This window comes from Lentzea terrae (assembly GCF_003265345.1).
GTDB classification, from domain to species: domain Bacteria; phylum Actinomycetota; class Actinomycetes; order Mycobacteriales; family Pseudonocardiaceae; genus Lentzea; species Lentzea terrae.
On sequence record NZ_QFWW01000036.1, the window covers coordinates 89205 to 105884 of the forward strand.

The 16680-nt window shown below is 68.0% G+C and carries 20 protein-coding genes and 1 tRNA gene; 8 read left to right on the plus strand and 13 right to left on the minus strand.

Annotated features, from left to right (window positions below; genetic code table 11):
• Positions 1-122: 122 nt before the first annotated feature.
• A complete protein-coding gene (locus DI276_RS44445; RefSeq protein WP_232837348.1) occupies positions 123-803 on the minus strand; it encodes a hypothetical protein in 681 nt (226 codons plus the stop codon).
• Positions 804-1088: 285 nt separating this feature from the next.
• Here DI276_RS44445 and DI276_RS44450 point away from each other — a divergent pair, with 285 nt between their 5' ends.
• Positions 1089-1346, plus strand: a complete 258-nt coding sequence (locus DI276_RS44450; protein WP_112275477.1) for a hypothetical protein — start codon at positions 1089-1091, stop codon at positions 1344-1346.
• Here DI276_RS44450 and DI276_RS44455 read toward each other — a convergent pair.
• Together DI276_RS44455 and DI276_RS44460 are read right to left on the minus strand one after the other, a co-directional pair.
• Positions 1343-1612, minus strand: coding sequence for a DUF2277 domain-containing protein (locus DI276_RS44455; RefSeq protein ID WP_112275479.1), 270 nt, complete (start codon positions 1610-1612; stop codon positions 1343-1345). The two genes, DI276_RS44450 and DI276_RS44455, sit on opposite strands and share 4 nt — an antisense overlap.
• A gap of 7 nt (positions 1613-1619) precedes the next feature.
• Positions 1620-2180 carry a helix-turn-helix domain-containing protein gene (locus tag DI276_RS44460; RefSeq protein ID WP_112275481.1) on the minus strand — a complete coding sequence of 187 codons (561 nt, stop codon included), beginning with the start codon at positions 2178-2180 and terminating at the stop codon, positions 1620-1622.
• A gap of 50 nt (positions 2181-2230) precedes the next feature.
• On the opposite strand from DI276_RS44460, the gene DI276_RS44465 reads away from it, so the two are divergent.
• On the plus strand, positions 2231-3040 hold the full coding sequence (locus tag DI276_RS44465) for an NAD(P)/FAD-dependent oxidoreductase (RefSeq protein ID WP_112275483.1): 810 nt from the start codon (positions 2231-2233) through the stop codon (positions 3038-3040).
• On the opposite strand, the gene DI276_RS44470 is transcribed toward DI276_RS44465, so the two are convergent.
• A complete protein-coding gene (locus tag DI276_RS44470; protein WP_112275484.1) occupies positions 3021-4736 on the minus strand; it encodes a sensor histidine kinase in 1716 nt (571 codons plus the stop codon). The genes DI276_RS44465 and DI276_RS44470 overlap by 20 nt on opposite strands.
• On the minus strand, positions 4733-5398 hold the full coding sequence (locus DI276_RS44475) for a response regulator transcription factor (RefSeq protein WP_112275759.1): 666 nt from the start codon (positions 5396-5398) through the stop codon (positions 4733-4735). Before DI276_RS44475 ends, DI276_RS44470 begins: the two co-directional genes overlap by 4 nt.
• 79 nt (positions 5399-5477) lie before the next feature.
• Here DI276_RS44475 and DI276_RS44480 point away from each other — a divergent pair, with 79 nt between their 5' ends.
• Positions 5478-6260, plus strand: a complete 783-nt coding sequence (locus DI276_RS44480) for a DUF3152 domain-containing protein (RefSeq protein ID WP_112275486.1) — start codon at positions 5478-5480, stop codon at positions 6258-6260.
• Here the strand turns inward: DI276_RS44480 and DI276_RS44485 are convergent.
• Positions 6208-6843: a class I SAM-dependent methyltransferase gene (locus tag DI276_RS44485; RefSeq protein ID WP_157985343.1), complete on the minus strand. Its 636-nt coding sequence runs from the start codon at positions 6841-6843 to the stop codon at positions 6208-6210. The genes DI276_RS44480 and DI276_RS44485 overlap by 53 nt on opposite strands.
• Positions 6844-6926: 83 nt before the next feature.
• Between DI276_RS44485 and DI276_RS44490 the strand changes: the two genes are divergently transcribed.
• Together DI276_RS44490 and DI276_RS44495 are read left to right on the plus strand one after the other, a co-directional pair.
• Complete coding sequence (locus DI276_RS44490; protein WP_112275491.1) at positions 6927-7496, plus strand: TetR/AcrR family transcriptional regulator; 570 nt, start codon at positions 6927-6929, stop codon at positions 7494-7496.
• Positions 7497-7520: 24 nt separating this feature from the next.
• A complete protein-coding gene (locus tag DI276_RS44495) occupies positions 7521-8111 on the plus strand; it encodes a LysR family transcriptional regulator (protein WP_112275493.1) in 591 nt (196 codons plus the stop codon).
• On the opposite strand, the gene DI276_RS44500 is transcribed toward DI276_RS44495, so the two are convergent.
• A complete protein-coding gene (locus DI276_RS44500; protein ID WP_112275495.1) occupies positions 8068-8829 on the minus strand; it encodes an AraC family transcriptional regulator in 762 nt (253 codons plus the stop codon). The two genes, DI276_RS44495 and DI276_RS44500, sit on opposite strands and share 44 nt — an antisense overlap.
• Before the next feature lie 79 nt (positions 8830-8908).
• Here DI276_RS44500 and DI276_RS44505 point away from each other — a divergent pair, with 79 nt between their 5' ends.
• The gene (locus tag DI276_RS44505; RefSeq protein ID WP_112275762.1) at positions 8909-9709 is read left to right on the plus strand and encodes an NAD(P)H-binding protein; all 801 of its coding nucleotides are present in this window, start codon (positions 8909-8911) and stop codon (positions 9707-9709) included.
• Here the strand turns inward: DI276_RS44505 and DI276_RS44510 are convergent.
• From DI276_RS44510 to DI276_RS44525, 4 genes are all read right to left on the minus strand, one after another.
• Positions 9706-10071: a hypothetical protein gene (locus DI276_RS44510; protein WP_112275497.1), complete on the minus strand. Its 366-nt coding sequence runs from the start codon at positions 10069-10071 to the stop codon at positions 9706-9708. The two genes, DI276_RS44505 and DI276_RS44510, sit on opposite strands and share 4 nt — an antisense overlap.
• 8 nt (positions 10072-10079) lie before the next feature.
• Complete coding sequence (locus DI276_RS44515) at positions 10080-10778, minus strand: helix-turn-helix domain-containing protein (RefSeq protein ID WP_408610634.1); 699 nt, start codon at positions 10776-10778, stop codon at positions 10080-10082.
• A gap of 122 nt (positions 10779-10900) precedes the next feature.
• Positions 10901-10973, minus strand: a tRNA-Arg gene (locus DI276_RS44520).
• A gap of 126 nt (positions 10974-11099) precedes the next feature.
• Positions 11100-12179: a LacI family DNA-binding transcriptional regulator gene (locus tag DI276_RS44525; protein ID WP_112275766.1), complete on the minus strand. Its 1080-nt coding sequence runs from the start codon at positions 12177-12179 to the stop codon at positions 11100-11102.
• Between the two features lie 73 nt (positions 12180-12252).
• On the opposite strand from DI276_RS44525, the gene DI276_RS44530 reads away from it, so the two are divergent.
• A complete protein-coding gene (locus DI276_RS44530; RefSeq protein WP_112275769.1) occupies positions 12253-13416 on the plus strand; it encodes an MFS transporter in 1164 nt (387 codons plus the stop codon).
• Here DI276_RS44530 and DI276_RS44535 read toward each other — a convergent pair.
• Positions 13394-13912 carry a lipoprotein gene (locus DI276_RS44535; RefSeq protein ID WP_157985344.1) on the minus strand — a complete coding sequence of 173 codons (519 nt, stop codon included), beginning with the start codon at positions 13910-13912 and terminating at the stop codon, positions 13394-13396. The two genes, DI276_RS44530 and DI276_RS44535, sit on opposite strands and share 23 nt — an antisense overlap.
• A 35-nt stretch (positions 13913-13947) precedes the next feature.
• Here DI276_RS44535 and DI276_RS44540 point away from each other — a divergent pair, with 35 nt between their 5' ends.
• Positions 13948-15879, plus strand: a complete 1932-nt coding sequence (locus DI276_RS44540) for a cytochrome c oxidase assembly protein (RefSeq protein WP_332874760.1) — start codon at positions 13948-13950, stop codon at positions 15877-15879.
• Here DI276_RS44540 and DI276_RS44545 read toward each other — a convergent pair.
• Entirely contained in the window at positions 15876-16673 is a 798-nt protein-coding gene (locus DI276_RS44545; protein ID WP_112275503.1) for an ABC transporter permease, read from the minus strand. The two genes, DI276_RS44540 and DI276_RS44545, sit on opposite strands and share 4 nt — an antisense overlap.
• Positions 16674-16680: the final 7 nt, after the last annotated feature.

The window sequence follows — 16680 nt, forward strand, 5'->3', positions numbered from 1 at the left end:
CGGAACTTCGCGTGGTGATCAGCTGTCTCGCCGCTGAAACCCAGTCCGCACTCGAGCACGGAACTCCGCCTTGAGCAGAAGACGCGGCCCGACCCCCCAGGCGGGCCGCGTCGCCCACCCCGCTAGACCGCGCGCACCGACTCGAACAGCCCGGACAGCTGCCAGTGCGTCACGTACCCCATGGCCTCGGCCGCGATCAGCACGTCCAGCTTCCCGAGGTTCGTCCGCACCGGCATCTGGTACGCCTTGCCCCGCCGCACGTCGAGCACCATCGGCGTCGCCCCCGGCAACGTGTCGGAGATCGTGTGCTGCAGGATCCGCAGCCCCACGTTCGCCGCCTCCCTGGTCAGCGGCACCTCCTTGGTGTGCACGAGCACCGCGTAGGTCGACCCGTCCTTCTTGCGCAGCCCCAGGTGCGGGCGGACCTTCAGGGTCAGGTCGCCGACCCGGTAGGTGGCTCCCTCCACCTGCACCCCGGTGGCTTTGAACGACGCGAGCCACGGCAGGAACCCGTCGGCGATCTCCTCGAACGCCCGCAGCTGCCCCGTCCGGTTGGCGTTCATCACCGCCTTCTTCAGCTCCAGTTCAGGTTCGGTCGAGTTGACCGCTCGTCGCATGGCGTCGCGGATCGGGTTGTAGAACCCGCACACCTTGGGGTCGTCGGTCAGGTACATCCCCCGCTGCTCCGACACGATGTTGATGCGTCCACGCTGGCCGCTCATGACGTACTCGGTGAACGACAGTGCGGTGACGCTGACGTTGTTGTCCGGCAACGCTTTCTCCCCTCGTACCGCGATCTGCACCTGACGTTATCGGAGGGGTCTGACAAAAAGGGCGCTGCTCCGAACGGCGTAACGGCTACGTAGAGTTGAGCGACTACCCAGACGGGCACCACTCACAGTGGTGGTCTGGGCCTCATTCGGTAAACGGACGGTGACTGACCGGCAACCGATCATGACGATGACCGTTCGTCTGCCATTCGGCGATGCTCACGCAACGCTCACCGCACGACAAGCGGAAGTCACCCTACGTAGAAGATCAACTGAGGAGAATGGGTCCAGCAGGAGGAATCGCAGCGAGGGAGAGAGATGGCGGTCAAAGCGGAGCGTTCACCCGAGAGTGCGGGTGACGTGGAGGTTCCGCAGCCGCGGCAGCCGACGAGGTGGCTCGTCCACCCCGACCGGTGGCCGCACGCCGCGCAGGTGACGGTCATCCTCGTGCTGATCGCCTTGCTGCTCTGGGCCATCGCCCTCACGCTCGGCCCTGACCAGGCGTTCATCGTCGGTTCCGCAGGTGTCGCGGCCAAGCTGATCTGCATGTACCTCGACACCCGCGTCCGCAGCTAACTCCCGTATCGCTCCGCCGCCCGAGCCTTGGCCTTCGCCGCCTCGACCTCGCGGTCCTTGGGCGGCGCCGACGTCACCAGCGCGTCGAGCAGCTCCTGGGTAGCGGCCGCCACCGCCGCGACCGCCTTGTCGAACGCGGCCTGGTTCGCCGCCGACGGTTTCGCCGCCCCGCTCACCTTCCGCACGTACTGCAACGCCGCAGCCTGCACCTCGTCGGACGTGGCCGGCGGTTCGAAGTTGTGGAGCACCCGGATGTTTCGGCACATGGCTCCACTATGACCGGTTCGGCGGCGCCGCGCGGGTGTGGATGCGTTCTCCCTGCTTGCCGAACAGGCTGATGATCTCGGCGGGGTTGCCGTCCGCGCTGCTCAAAGCGTGCGGCTGGCGGCAGTCGAACTCCGCCACTTCGCCGGCGCGCAGCACGACCTCCTGGTCGCCGAGCCGCAGCCGGATCCGTCCGCTCAGCACGTAGAACCACTCGTAGCCCTCGTGCACCCGCGGCTCGTGCAGCTCCGCCTCGGTGAGGATCATCTTCCACGCCTGCAACGGCCCGATCGACCTGGTCAGTGGGATGCCGACGCGGCCGTGGTCGAGCTCGCGCGGCTTCATCACCACCCGTGGATCACCGACTTCCGGTGCGCCGACCAGGTCGTCCAGCGACACCTGGTACGTCCGCGACAACGGCAGCAGCAGCTCCAGCGTCGGCTTGCGCTGGTCGGTCTCCAGCCGGGACAGCGTCGACTTCGAAATGCCCGTCATCTCGGACAACGTCGCCAGCGTCAGGTCGTGCTCCGCCCGCAACGCGGCGAGCCGTTGCCCCACGGAAGTTGCCATATCAGCAACTTACTTTGCCGAAACCGGACTGTCGAACGCATCCTCGAACCATGAACTACGAAGTGGTGATCATCGGTGGTGGAGCGGCCGGGCTGAGCGCGGCGCTGGTGCTGACCAGGGCGCGCCGGAGCGTGCTGGTGGTCGACGGTGCCGAGCCGCGCAACAAGCCGGCCGCGCACATGCACAACTTCCTCTCTCGCGACGGGTTCTCGCCGTTGGACCTGCTCAAGCACGGTCGCGCCGAGGTCGAGGGCTACGGCGGAGAGATCGTCAACGACACGGTCCACGGCGTCACGAAGCTCGACGACGGGTTCGCGGTCGAGCTGTCCAGCCGTGTCGTCACGGCTGACCGGCTGTTGTTCGCGACCGGCCTCGTCGACGAAGTGCCGGACGTCCTGCGCTCGCGGTGGGGTCGCGACGTCTTCAGCTGCCCGTACTGCCACGGCTACGAGGTCCGCGACCAGAAGCTCGTCGTGTTCGGCGCGGAAACGAAGGTGGCGCTGGTCCGGCAGTGGTCCGACGACGTCACGCACGTCCCGTCGGTGGACGGCATCGAGGTGGAGAACGACCGGCTCGTCGCGGTGATCTCCGGCAACGACCGGGTGCCGGCCGACGCGCTGGTGTACTCCGCTTCGGTCAAGCCGCGCGACGAGTTCCTGCTGGCGTTGGGCGCCGAGACCGAGGAGACCCCGATGGGCCCGTTCGTGCGCACGGACGACAAGGGCTGCACGAGCGTGCCGGGCGTCTACGCGGCGGGCAACGTCACGGACCCGGCGGCCATCGTGATCGTCGCCGCGGCTCAGGGCGCCCAGGCGGCCGGAATGATCAACATGGACCTGGTCATGGCAGCGGCAGGCTGATCCGGAACGTCGAACCTCGGTTCAGCTCGCTGGTCACCGACACCGTGCCGCCGTGCGCCTCCACCAGGTGCCGCGTGATCGCGAGCCCGAGGCCGCTGCCACCGGTGCGGCGGCTGCGCGACTTGTCCGCGCGCCAGAACCGGTCGAACACGTGCGGCAGGTCGTCCGGCGCGATTCCCGTGCCGGTGTCCTGCACTTCGAGGATCGCGAAGTTCTTTTGCTCGAACAGCTTCACGACGACCTCGCCACCAGGATGCGTGTAGCGCACGGCGTTCGCGACGAGGTTGCCGAGCGCCTGCCGCAGCCGCACCGGGTCCGCGGTCGCGTGCACCGGCGTCGTTTCCGCGCGCAGCAGGATCTCGCGGTTCTGCTGCGCGTTGACGACCTGGTCCACGACGTCGTCGAGCGCGATCGGTTCCGGATGCAGCCGCAACGTTCCCGCGTCCGCCTGCGCGAGGTCGTGCAGGTCGTCCACGAGTCGTTGCAGCAGAAGGGATTCCTCCAGCAGCATGTCGATCAGGTGCGGGTCCGGTTCCGCCAGCCCGTCCTGCGTCGCCTCCAGCCAGCCGGTGATGTTGCCCAACGGCGTGCGCAGCTCGTGCGCGACATCGCTGACCATCGCCTGCCGCTGCCGTTCGGTCTCGGCGAGCTTCTCGGACATCGCGTTGAACGACTTGGCCAGCTCACCGATCTCGCCGGCGCCGCCGTCCACCCGCGCCGTCCGGTCGCCCTCCGCGGTGCGCTTGGTGGCGGCGGTGAGCGCGCGGATCGGCCGCACCAGCTGCGTCGCGGTGATCCACGACGCGAAGCCGGCCAGCGCCAGAATTCCCAGTGCCACCAAGGTGATCCGGGTGACGCCGGTGGTCGACAGGTCGATCGACTGCGGCTCCTCGCCGGTCAGCGCGGTGAGGTAGAGCTGGGCCTGGCCGGCGACGTACGGCTCCAGCTGGGTACGACGCGCGCTCTCCATGCACGCTCCCACCTCCGGCGGTGAGTCCCGGACCGTCGTGATCTCCCAGTCGAACGTCATCAGGTGGCCCGGCCACTTGTCCAAGGCCTGCGATTGTTCGGGCAGCTTGCGGAGACACTCGTCGAACAACAGCTGCAACTGGGCGTACGCGGCCCTCTCGGTAGCCGTGAGCGTGTACAGCCGGTAGCCCACCTGGCACTCCTCCCACACCGAGAGCTCGCCGGGTTGCAGGTTGGAGAGCCGCGGCCGTCCGTTGGGCGCGTCCACGATCTTGACGTTCGGGTTGCACGCGGTCAGTTCCCCGGCGTAGGCGTGCAGCTTGGCGAATTCCTCGTCGGTGAGCTTGAACGGCCCGACCGCCCTCGAGTCGATCTTGCCGTTGACGTTGAGCGGGTCGACGATCGCCTTGGGCGTGATGGGCAGCTGCGGCGAGTTCGCGTCGCCGGTGTCCAGGATCTTCTTGCCGTTGTGGTCGGTCAGCGCGATGCGGCGGCCGTGCTGTCGCGCGATTCTGTCCATTTCGGACTTCGCTTGCGACCAGTCCTCGTGCGTGGCCGCGTACTTCACCACGTCGTCGAAGATCTGCGCGTCCGTCTCGAGCGCCTCGCCCTGCTCCTGCCGGATCGTGCCGGTCGTGGCCTGGCTCGCGAGCCACGCCGTGACGGCGATCGAGCACGCCGCGATCACCAGGGAGAACAGGAAGAACCGGACCAGCAACGACTTCATGTGAGCTTGTATCCGATGCCGTAGACGGTCAGCAGTCGCTCGGGCCGGCGCGGATCCTTCTCGATCTTCCGGCGCAGCTTCATCATGTGCACGTCGACCGTGCGCGCCGTGATGAACCCGTCCTCCAGCAACTGCTCCCGCGTGAACACCCGGTGCGGCTGCGCGGCCATCCGTGCCAGCAACCGGAACTCCGCGGGCGTGAGGTTCACCGGTTCGTCGTTGATGTGCACCTCGTGCCGGATGGGGTCGATGACCAGGTCGCCAACCTTGAGCACGGTCGCGTTGGTCTCCCGTGCCCGCCCGGTGCGCCGCAGGATCGTCCGCACCCGCGCCACCATCTGCCGCGGCCGGAACGGTTTGGTGATGTAGTCGTCCGCTCCGAGGTCGAACCCGAGCAACACGTCGTCCTCAGTGGACCGCGCCGTCAGCAGCACGATCGGCACGTCCGACTCGGTCCGGATCGCCCGCATCACGTCAATGCCGTCCACCAGCGGCATCATCACGTCCAGCACCAGCAGATCCGGGTTGCGCCGCCGCGTCTCGTCGATCGCCGCCCGTCCGTCGTGCACGACCACCACGGAATGCCCGTCGTGCTCGAGGTACCGGCGCACGAGCTCCGCCTGGCGAACGTTGTCCTCGGCGACGAGGATGTGGGCACACACCACAGCAGTATGCAGTCCTTCACGACAGTCAAGCGGAACGCAAACAGGTTCTTCATCAGTTCCGGCAAGCCTCGTCGTCATGAAGCTGGTTCTGGGGGCGGTCGCCCTGACCGCCGTGCTTTTGACGGCATCGCAGCTGGCAGGCGAAACGTCTCCGGCGGCCGCGCCGACCTTGGCTCCGCCCCCTGTGGTGACCTCTTCTGTCGCGCCGCCACCGCTTCCGCCGCCGCCTCCTCCTCCGCGGGTGTACGCCTCCAGCTCGGACCTGCCCGACGGCCCGGCTTTCCCGGTGTCCGGCGCCGGCACGTTCCACGTCGTTCCGGGCTCAGGTCCGGTGATCGGCTCCGGCCCGTTGCGCACCTACTCCGTCGAGGTCGAGGACGGCATCACCGTCGACGAGCAGGCCTTCGCGACCTTCGTGGACGCCACTCTCGCTGACCCACGAGGCTGGACCGGCCGGGGCGCCCGCTCGGTTCAGCGCGTTCCGGGTGCCGCGTCGTTGCGGATCAGGCTGGCCTCGCAGCAAACCGCACGTTCCGTCTGCGGTTACGAAATCCCGGTCGATGTCTCGTGCCGCGACGGCAACTCCGTGTTCCTGAGCGCGGCCCGCTGGTTCCGCGGCGCCGTCGCCTACCTGCCGGACCTGACCTCGTACCGCCAGTACATGGTCAACCACGAGACGGGCCACGCGTTCGGCCAGCCCCACCGCCCCTGCGGCGGCGGCCCGGCCCCCGTGATGATGCAACAGACCTTCAGCGTGTCCAACGACGAGATCGTCCGCATCACGCAGGGCGTACCTCAGGGCGCGGTCATTCCGCAGGACGGCAAGGTGTGCGCGCCGAATCCGTGGCCGTATCCGTGACCTTCGTGGCCATCACGACGGTCGTGGTCTCGCCTTCGACGCGGAACACCGGCTCCACCCGTTCGAACACGTTGCGGAGCTCGTCGACGACATCGGCCCCGGTGAACCCGGCGATCTTTTGGTAAGCGGCCCTCAGGAACCTCGTGGTGCGGGTCTTCTTGGCCAGCCGCACGTCGAACACGAACAACCGCCCACCCGGCTTGAGCGCGTCGGCGGCGTTCGCAACCGCCGCCGGCACGTCCGGCATGGCGCTGAACGCCCCCAACGCCACCGCCGCGTCGAACTCCCCGGCACCGTGATCGGTGTTGCACGCATCCGCTTGGCGCACCTCGACGTTCGGCCACTTCACCCGCTTCCTGGCGATCGCAACCATGCGCGGACTGAAATCCATGGCAACCACCCGCCCTCGCGGCCCAACGGCTTCGACGAGCGCGGGCAGCAACGCCCCGGTGCCGCACCCGATGTCGAGCACCGCCTCGCCGGGTTTCAGGTCGAGCTTGTCGACCGCGAGCGTGTTGAGCGTCCCCGAGAACCGGTCGAGCAAGCGGTAGTAGGTGAGCGCGGCGAAGTCCCACAGTTGCATGACGTCCCCCTTCACGTTTTGCAATGCGACTGCATCGTAAAACACCTGTGCGTAGGATGCAATGCGATCGCATTGGGGGGAACATGCCGAAGCAGGTGGACCACGACGAACGCCGTCGTGAGATCGGTGACGCCGTGTGCCGCGTGATGGCCTCTCGCGGCATCGACGCCGTGAGCCTGCGTCACGTGGCCGCCGAGGCAGGCGTGTCCATGGGCCGCGTCCAGCACTACTTCGAGTCGAAAGACGACATGCTCCTGTTCGCGTTCCGTCAGATCAGCGACCGGGTGGCCGCGCGGATCGCCGCCGTCCACTCACCCGATCCGCGAACGTTCCTGCGTGCCTTGCTCCTCGAACTCCTGCCGCTGAGCCCTGCGGCGCGTGCGGAGGCCCCGGTGCTGGCCGCGTTCCTGGCCCAGGCCGTCGTCGAACCACGTCTGACCGAACCGTTGCGCGAGGGCGGCCCGCAGATGGTGGCGTTCGTGGCGGATCTCATCAGGCAGGTGCGTCTCGACGGCGATGCGGAACGGGACGCGATGGTGCTGTTGGCGTTCGTGGACGGCCTGATGATGCAGATGCTCATCGGCCAGGTGGACCCAAATGTCGCTGTGGAACTCGTAGATCACCAACTGGGGCGTGTGCTCACTTCTGGTTGATACGCGGCTCCATAACCTGACCGCATGGACGTGGACACGAGACTGCTGCGGTTCTTCGCCGCCATCGCCGAGGAGGGCAACCTCACGCGCGCGGCGCATCGGCTCTTCGTGTCACAACCGTCGCTGACAAAGCAGCTCAAGCACCTGGAATCCCAACTGGGCGTGCGGCTCTTCACCAGGTCCAGCACCGGCATGAAGCTGACCGAGGCAGGCCACACCCTCGCCGAGCGGGTGCCGCCGGTGCTGGCGGACTGGGATGCCGCTGTGCGTGAAACCAGAAGCACGGCCCGTGTGCTGCGCGTCGGTTTCGTGGCCGGCACGGACGTCACGGAAGACATCCTCGCCGCGTTCGCTCAACGCCGACCGGGCTGGCGGGTCGACCTGCGGAAGGCGCCGTGGAACGACCCGACCGCGGGCCTGGCCACCGCCGAGGTGCCGGTTGCGTTGCTGCGCCTGCCTTTCCCCGGCGAGGAGTCGTTCGGCGTGCGGTCGTTGTTCAGCGAAGTGGGCGTCGCCTGGCAGCCGGGCGCGGGCGACGCGGTCGCGGACTTCGTCAGGTGCTGCCTGGACGTCACGCAGTCGCGGCGCACCGGCTGCGGCACTCGCTGGGACTGACCCCCTGCACGCGCTTGAACGCGGCGCTGAACCCGAACGCGTCGGCGTACCCGACCTTGCGAGCCACCGCACCCACCGTCGCCGACGGCTCGGCCAGCAGGTCAGCCGCCAAGGCCATCCGCCACTCGGTCAGGTACGTCAACGGCGGCACCCCGACCAGCCGGGCGAACCGCGCGGCCAGCGTCGTCCGCGCCACCCCGGCCTCCTTCGCCAGCAACGCCAACGTCCACGCCTTCTCCGGCCGCGCGTGCATCGCCCGCAACACCGGCCCGACCACCTCGTCGGCGAGCGCGCCCATCCACCCCGTGCCGTGTTCGCGGTCGAACCACTCCCGCAACGCGCACACCATCATCCAGTCCAGCAACCGATCCGCGACCACACCGGGCCCATCGGTACCGACGCCCGAATAGAAGGCCGCACACTCGTCGGTCCCCGGCACCACCAGCGCGTCCGGCAACACCGCCGTCAACCTCCGCGCCACCGCCCCCATGATGTCGTAGGTCCCGCTGACCACCTCGGCTTGCCCTTCCACCGCAACGTTTCCCCGCACCACCACGATGTCCCCGGCATTCGCGGTCATGCCCAGCACGCGCAGCGAACCAGACCCCAGTGCGCACAACGTGAGACCCGAGACCGTTCTGGTCCCGGCCACCTCGACCCGACGCACTCCAGCACCATCCGCGCGCACCCCGCGCAACAGTTCGTCGAACGGCTCCATGCCTACCAAGATACGATCGAACATCATCGATGAACTCTCACCCATGGTCGACGGCTGCGCGGTGAAGTTGGCTGAAGCCATGTCACAAGAGATCTTGGTACTGGGCCCGACCGGCAAGACGGGCCGCCGCGTGGTCCGCGCCCTCTCCGCAGCCGGCGTTCAGATCCGCCCAGCCTCCCGCTCCAGCGCAGTTCGTTTCGACTGGTCAGACGAGTCCACCTGGCAACCGGCCCTGCACGGCGTCACAGCGGCCTACGTCATCGCCCCGTACGACCCAGCGGCAGCCGAACCCTTCGTGCGCCTGGCCAAGTCCTCCGGCGTCCGCCGCCTGGTCCTGCTCTCCGGCCGCGGCCTCGACGAGGCCCCAGCCGAGTTCTTCCAGGGCATGCGCGCCGCGGAAGAAGCACTCCGCGCCAGCGACCTGTCCTGGACCATCCTGCGCGCCAACAACTTCAACCAGAACTTCTCCGAGGAGATCTGGGAGTCCGAGGTCCGCGCCGGTCGCCTGTCCCTCCCGGTCGACGGCACCCCGGAACCGTTCGTGGACGTCCAGGACATCGCCGAGGTGGCCACGCTGGTCCTGACCTCCAACGGCGAACACGACGGCCAGACCTACAACCTCACCGGCCCCGAAGCGCTGACGTTCACCGACGCCCTGCGCAAGATCTCCCCGGCCATCGAACTGGTCGAGCTGACCCCGGCCGAATACCACGATGCCCTGCTCTCCCAGGGAGTTCCCGAGGCCGAAGCCGCCGAACTGAACGCGGTCTACGAAGCCATGCGCAAGGGCCTGCTGGCCACCCCGACCGACGACATCACCCGCCTGCTGGGCCGCCCCGCCACCAGCTTCGACACGTACGTGGCCACCACCTGGCGCTAACGCCGCGGCAACAACAGGTGCACGGCAAACCCGGCCGCCGTGGCCATCACCGCCTGATAGACGACCGACAGCTGGTACTGCGCCGCCACGAGAAACGCCGCATCCAGCCCGGTCGTCCACCACCCGGCCAACTCACCGAGCCCGACGACGTGCCACCCGAAGAACCCGGCACACCACCCGGCCACCACCCAAGCAGCCCGCCCGCCCCGCCGCACGAACAGCCCGGTCGACACCGCAGCCACCGCGTTGAACGCCAACGCCACCCCGGTCAACGTCGCGTCAGCACTCCACAACAGACTGGCCAGCGCCTGCACCACCAGAACGCCAACGACCAGCCCGATGCCCAACCGCGTCTTGTCCACGCCGCAGGCTATCCACCGCCGCGCTTCATCCGAACCAGCACATCGATCTGCGCGGCGTTGTAAAGCTCGACCAACGCCCGCCCAGCAGTCTCCATCGCGTACGCCTCCCCACGAGGCGCGTCCGCATACACGCCCTGCGGAAACAGGGCCCGCATCCTCAGCACGGCCGGCGCCCCACGCATCCGCTCAGCAAGGTCCTGCCGCGTCTCCTCGTCAGCATCAGCCGCCAAGCCGTCGAACTCGACGATCACCGGATCCTGCGCATACCCGTGCAACGACTCCGCATACCGCGCCAACGTCGCCGGAGCGAGCACCTGCGCCAGCACAACGGCGAACGACCGATCAGCGGGCGACAACTCCGCATCCACCACCGCTTTGGCCAACCCAGGCGGCAAGTCGGTGGGCGCCGCCTGCCGCAGAATCACCCCGAGTTCGGCCCTCACTCGCTGAAGCCGCTCGATCGTCCCGGCCAACTCGGCGTCCAACGCCCGCAACGCCTCCTCGGGATGCTCGTCAGCCTCGCCGAGCTCCCCGATCTGCGCGAGCGACAACCCCAGATCGGTGAGCCGCTTGATCCGCAACACCCGCACGAGGTGCGGCACGCCATAACTCTTGTACCCGTTGGCCCGCCTTTGCGGCTCAGCAAGCAGCCCGACGTCGTGGTAGTGCCGAATCGTCCGCAACGTAGTCCCGGCTAGCTCAGCCAACTGCCGAGTGCTCCACCCCAACACACATCCAGTGGACACCATGCCGCAACGGCACACTCAAAACGCGAGGGGTGAGGCGTGGTCTGCACTCTCCGCAGACACACCTCACCCCTCGCCACGAGCGCCCCCGGCAGGATTCGAACCTGCGACCTCGGGATTAGAAGTCCCTCGCTCTCTCCACTGAGCTACGGAGGCTTGAGGAGACAGGCAGCCACGATGTGTGGTCGCCGGTGCCCCCACCGGACACATCGTCCGGAGTCGATCGACCGTTTCCGCCTTACCGCCGAACGGGTGACGAAAACAGTCTAAACGTGATGAGGGTCACGTTCGCAGGGCCGCTGAGGCTCTCTCCACGAGGGAAACGTCGAGTCTCGTTGGCCGCGGCGGTCTGCCGCCGGCCAGTAACTTCAGCGCCAGCTCGCCCGCGCGCCTGCCCTTGTCGGCCAGGGGTTGACGCACAGTAGTCAGCGGCGGGTCGCTGTAGGCCGCCTCGGGGACGTCGTCGAAGCCGACGACGGAAACGTCCCGAGGAACGGTCAGGCCCAGATCGCGGGCGGCTTGCAGGCAGCCGAAGGCCAGTTGGTCCGACGCGCACAGCAGAGCGCTCGGCCGTGGCGTGCGGGTGAGCAACCACCGCGCGCCGAGACGTCCGAGCTCGCGATCACTGCCGCGCGCCTCCCACACCGGGACATTGTCCGGTTTCACCCCGGCTTTTTCCAAAGTGTCGAGGTAGCCACCCAGCCGGTCGCGGCTCACGCGGAACGGCACGTCCGAACGGCGCTCGAACGACACGGGGCCCGATACGCCGTCCGGGTGCAGCGAGAACGTCAGAACGCCGAAGAGCGAGTGTCCGAGGCCCAGCAGCAGCGAGGCGGCGAAAGAAGCGCCCAGGTAGTCCTGCACCTCGACGCGCGCCGAGTTCGGCAGCACCGGCTGGTCGATCACGACCAACGGCAGTCCGCGGGCGGCCACGGCTTCGAACGCCGGGGCTGTGTCCGGCAGCGAGTAGGCCACCATCACGTCCGCTTGTGCGCGCGTCACGATCGAGGGGCGCGGACCGCCTGTGGAGTCGCCTGGCATGAGTACGAGGCTGTGGTCGTGGCCGTCGACGGTGGAGGCCAGGCCGTCGAGCACGATCGAGAGCGCTGGATCCGAGAACGCGCCGGACAGGCCCTGCGGCAGCATGAAACCCACGGCGGCTGACGACCGTGTGGCCAGAGAGCGCGCTACGGGATCTGGGCCTGCATAGCCCAGAGCGCGCGCTGTCTCGAGGATGCGTTCGCGCAACGACGACGACAGCTGGTCGGGGCGGTTGTACGCGTTCGACACCGTGGCCCTGGAAACCCCGACCGCTGCGGCGACGGTGTCCAGCGTCGGCCTGCGTCGGCGATCGGAGTCCACGGACAGCATCGTAGGCGAGAGATCGGACCCAAATCACTGGCGGGACTGAAGCGCTTCAGTCATGCTGGAACGCATGTCCCCACGCCTGGCCACGTTCATCGTCTTCCTGCTGAACGGCGCTGTCTTCGGCACCTGGGCCGCCCGCGTGCCCGCGCTCGCCGAGCAGATCGGCGCGGAACCCGGCAGCCTCGGGCTGGCGTTGCTCGGGGCGAGCGCAGGTCTGGCCGTCACGGCGCCAATAGCCGCGCGGATCTGTGCGGTCCACGGGTCGCGCATGGTGCTGATAGCGAGCAGCCTCCTCAGTCCGCTCCTTCTGCCCGTGCTCGCGCTGTCGCGGTCACCGCTGCAGTTCGGGCTGACGCTCATCGCACTGGGCGCGAGCGTCGCCGCGATGGACGTATCGATGAACGTCGCTGCGGTCGTTGTCGTCCGTGACTTGCAACGGCCGTTGATGCCGCAGTTCCACGCGGGCTTCAGCTTCGGCGGCCTCATCGGGTCGTTGGGCAGTGCCGCCGCCGCTCAGGCGCACTGGACGCCGATGAAGCACTTCATCGCAGCAGCGATCGTGGGTCTACTCGTCACCGCGCTCATCGCGAAACACATCCCCGGAGGAGTAGGGGAGCGCCACAGGGAAGAAGTCACCGAACGCACGAACGTGCTCAAGAGCCCGGTCCTCTGGCTGTTGGCGAGCGTCGCGCTGTGCAGCGCCATCGCGGAAGGGGCGGCGGCGGACTGGTCGGCGTTGTTCATGGTGCGTGAGCGCGGTATGGGTGACGCGGCGGGTGCATACGCCTATGCGGGCTTCTCCATCGCGATGGCACTCGCACGGTGGTTCGGCGAGCCGATCCAACGCAAGCTGGGCCCGCACCGCCTCCTCGCAGTGGGCGGAGGTCTAGCCGCAACGGGACTGGCGCTGGCGGTGCTGATTCCCCTGCCGACGTCCGGCTACCTCGGGTTCGGCCTGGCCGGGCTGGGACTCGCGTTCTCGTTCCCCGTGGTCATGGACCTGGCGAGCGAGATCGGCAAACGCGCGGACGGCAGCGGCGGCGAACGTGAGCTGGGCCTTGTGACGACGATCGCCTACACGGGGTTCCTCGCGGGCCCGCCGATCGTGGGCGGTCTGGCGCACGTGAGTTCGCTCGTGGTGTCGCTCGGGTTCGTGGCGCTGGTCACCGCGCTGATCATCCCGGCGACCTGGCTGGCCAGGCGGGCCGCTAGGCAGCCGGCATCCGTTTGAGGGCCTCGACGCCGATCGGTTCCAGCAGGTCGCGTGCCTTGGCCTCGGTGACGCTGCCGCTCATGCCGATGGCGACCATCAGCGACTCGCCGCGCGTCACCGCGATGGTCGCCGTGCACACCATGTCCTTCTCCTGCTTGCCGCAGCTGAGCCACGTGGCGTGCTTGCCGGTCTGGACCTCGCGGCCCTTCTTCTGAATGTTCTTCGACTCGTCGAACGACCGGTAGGGGACCGCCACCACCACGCACGCGCTCTCCTTCAACGTGAAGAGACACGAGTTCGGCATCTCGGCGCGTGGTGCGGCCGGGACCTTGAGCGTCCCGATCGGCTTGAGGTCCGTCTCCGTGATGAGCCTGCACGGGTCGACGCCGGTGGTCTTGCGCGGCGTCGCGATGGCCAGCGGCGGCAGCGGCTCGGCGATGGGTTCGCCCTGGATGCGGTACGAGCAGCCGGCCACGGCCAACACTGCGAGCAGGAGGAGGAGAGAACGTCTCACACGGCGCAACACTAGAGGGTCGTACGCTCCTGGACGTGGCAATCGAGCGCTCCACCAGAACGGGATTGGTGCCCCTAGTCGTCATCGGCTTCGCAGTGGCGGCCCTCGCTGCCGTTGCGTTGAGCGCGCTCTCGGGCAACCCTCCGGCAGGGCTGCTGATCGTGCGCGTGCTGACCGAGACAGGCGCGGTGGTGACCATCGGCTCGTTGCTGCTGGCGGCGTTCCTCGTGCCACCGCAGAAGTCCGGCACTCTCGCAGCCGACGGTTACGCCGCGATGCGCACCGCTGGGTGGTTCGCGCTCGTGTGGCTCGTCGGCGCGCTTCTCTCTGTGCCGTTCAACACGGCGGCGGCGATCGACCGGCCGGTCAGCTCGTTCAGCTTCAGCCAGATGATCGCGACGGCGATGCTGCTGGAGCAGTCGAAGGCGTGGATCCTGACGGCGATCATCGTGAGCTTGCTCGCACTCGGCTGCCGGCTGGTGCTGTCGTGGGCGTGGACGACGGTCCTGCTGTTCCTGGCCATCTTCGCGTTGGTGCCGGTCGCGGTCACCGGCCACTCGTCGTCGGGTGGCTCGCACGACATGGCTACGAACAGCCTGCTGTTCCACCTCATCGCGGCCGTGTTGTGGGTGGGCGGCCTCATCGCGTTGCTCGCGCACGGCAGGCGTGGCGGTGCTCACCTGCCGCTCGCCGCGACGCGGTTCTCGAAGCTGGCACTGGTCTGCTGGATCGTCATGGCCGTCTCCGGCGTCGTCAACGCGCTCGTGCGTGTCACGCCGGTCGACCTCGTCACGTCGACCTACGGCTGGCTGACGCTCGGCAAACTGGCCTGTCTGCTGCTGCTCGGCGTGTTCGGCTACTTCCAGCGCGAACGCGGCGTGAAGGGCGTGGTCGACGGGAAGCCGCACGCGTTGCTCAAGCTCGCGGGCCTCGAAGTGCTGCTGATGATGTTCACGATCGGGCTCGCGGTCGCGCTGGCTCGCACGCCTCCTCCTAGCGGCAGCGTCGAACTGCCCAGCCGCACGGAGATCGCCATCGGCTACGACCTCGACGGGCCGCCCACGCTGGCGCGCATCCTGTTCGACTGGCGCTTCGACCTCATCTTCGGCACGGCGGCGCTGGCTCTGGCACTGCTCTACGTGCTGGGCGTGCGCAGGCTGGTCAAGCGCGGCGACAAGTGGCCGGTCGGACGGACCGTCGCGTGGCTGTGCGGCTGCTTCTCGCTGCTCTTCGCGACGTCGTCGGGCATGGGCCGGTACTCGCCGGCGATGTTCAGCGTCCACATGGAAGCGCACATGGTGCTGTCCATGCTGACGCCGATCCTGTTCGTCCTGGGTGGACCCGTCACGCTGGCGTTGCGCGCGTTGCCGGTCAACAAGGAGGTGCCGGGGCCGCGAGAGTGGTTGCTGGCCTTCGTGCACTCACCGGTCGCGCGGGTCCTCACGAACCCCTTCGTTGCGCTGGCGTTGTTCGTCGGGTCCTTCTACGCGCTGTACTTCTCAGGGCTGTTCGAGGCCGCGTTGCCGTTCCACTGGGCGCACCTCGCGATGAACGCCCACTTCATCCTCGCCGGCTACGTCTTCTACTGGCCCGTGATCGGCGTGGACCCGGCACCGAACAAGTTGCCGCCGCTCGGCCGGTTGGGGCTGTTGTTCGCGTCGATCCCGTTCCACGCGTTCTTCGGCGTCGTGCTGATGAGTTCGCAGAACGTCATCGGCGAGCAGTTCTACCGCGGACTTTCGTTGCCGTGGGTGCAGAACCTGCTGGAGGACCAACGGCTCGGCGGCGGCATCGCGTGGGCGGCGGGGGAGATCCCGTTGCTGGTGGTCATGGTCGCCCTGCTCGCGCAGTGGGCGCGGCAGGACGGCAGAGACGCGAAGCGGTTGGACCGCAAGGCCGACGCCGATGGGGACGCCGACCTCGCGGCCTACAACGCGATGCTGCGCAAGATGGCGGGCAAGGACTAGATCGACAAGGGCCTGCGGAATCCGCGGACCGCGAAGAACGCACCAATGACCGCGATCGCGCCGCTCGTGACCAACGCGCCGACCACTCCCGTCACGGGGTGGGCCAGCGCCAGGCTGCGGGCGGCGTCGACCGCGTAGGTCAGCGGGTTGATCTTCGCGACCGCCTGCAGCCAGCCCGGCAGGCCGCTGACCGGAACGAACGCGCTGGACGCGAACATCAGCGGGAACATCGCCAGGAAGCCGACGGTCTGCATCAGCTCCGCCTTGCGCACCCAGGCGGCGATCGCGATGAACACCCAGCTCAGCGCCCATCCGACGACCAGCGCGAGGCCCAGTGCCGCGAGCGTGCCGAGCATGCCGCCGTCCGGCCGGAACCCGAACACCAGCACACCGAACGCGATCATCAGCACGAGCTGGAACCCGGTCCGCACCGCGTCGGAGAGGTTGCGCGCCAACAGAACCGTGCTCGGCCTGATGGGCAGCGAACGGAACCGTGCGAGCACACCGTTCGACATGTCCTGCACGAGTCCGATGCCGGACGCGAGAGAGGACTGCATCGCGGTGTTCACGAGGATCGCGGGCAGCAGGAAGTTGATGTAACTCATGCCCGGCGGGAAGTTCGCCGTCGACGTGATGCTGCTGAAGATCTGGCTGAACAGCGTCAGCATGATCAACGGCTGCAGCACGCTGAAGAAGACGAGTGCGGGCGTGCGCAACAACGCTCTGAGTGAACGGCCGGTCAGCACGAGCACCTGTGTCGGGTAGCTGCTGCCGTGCCAGGTCAAGGTCGCCATGATTCCC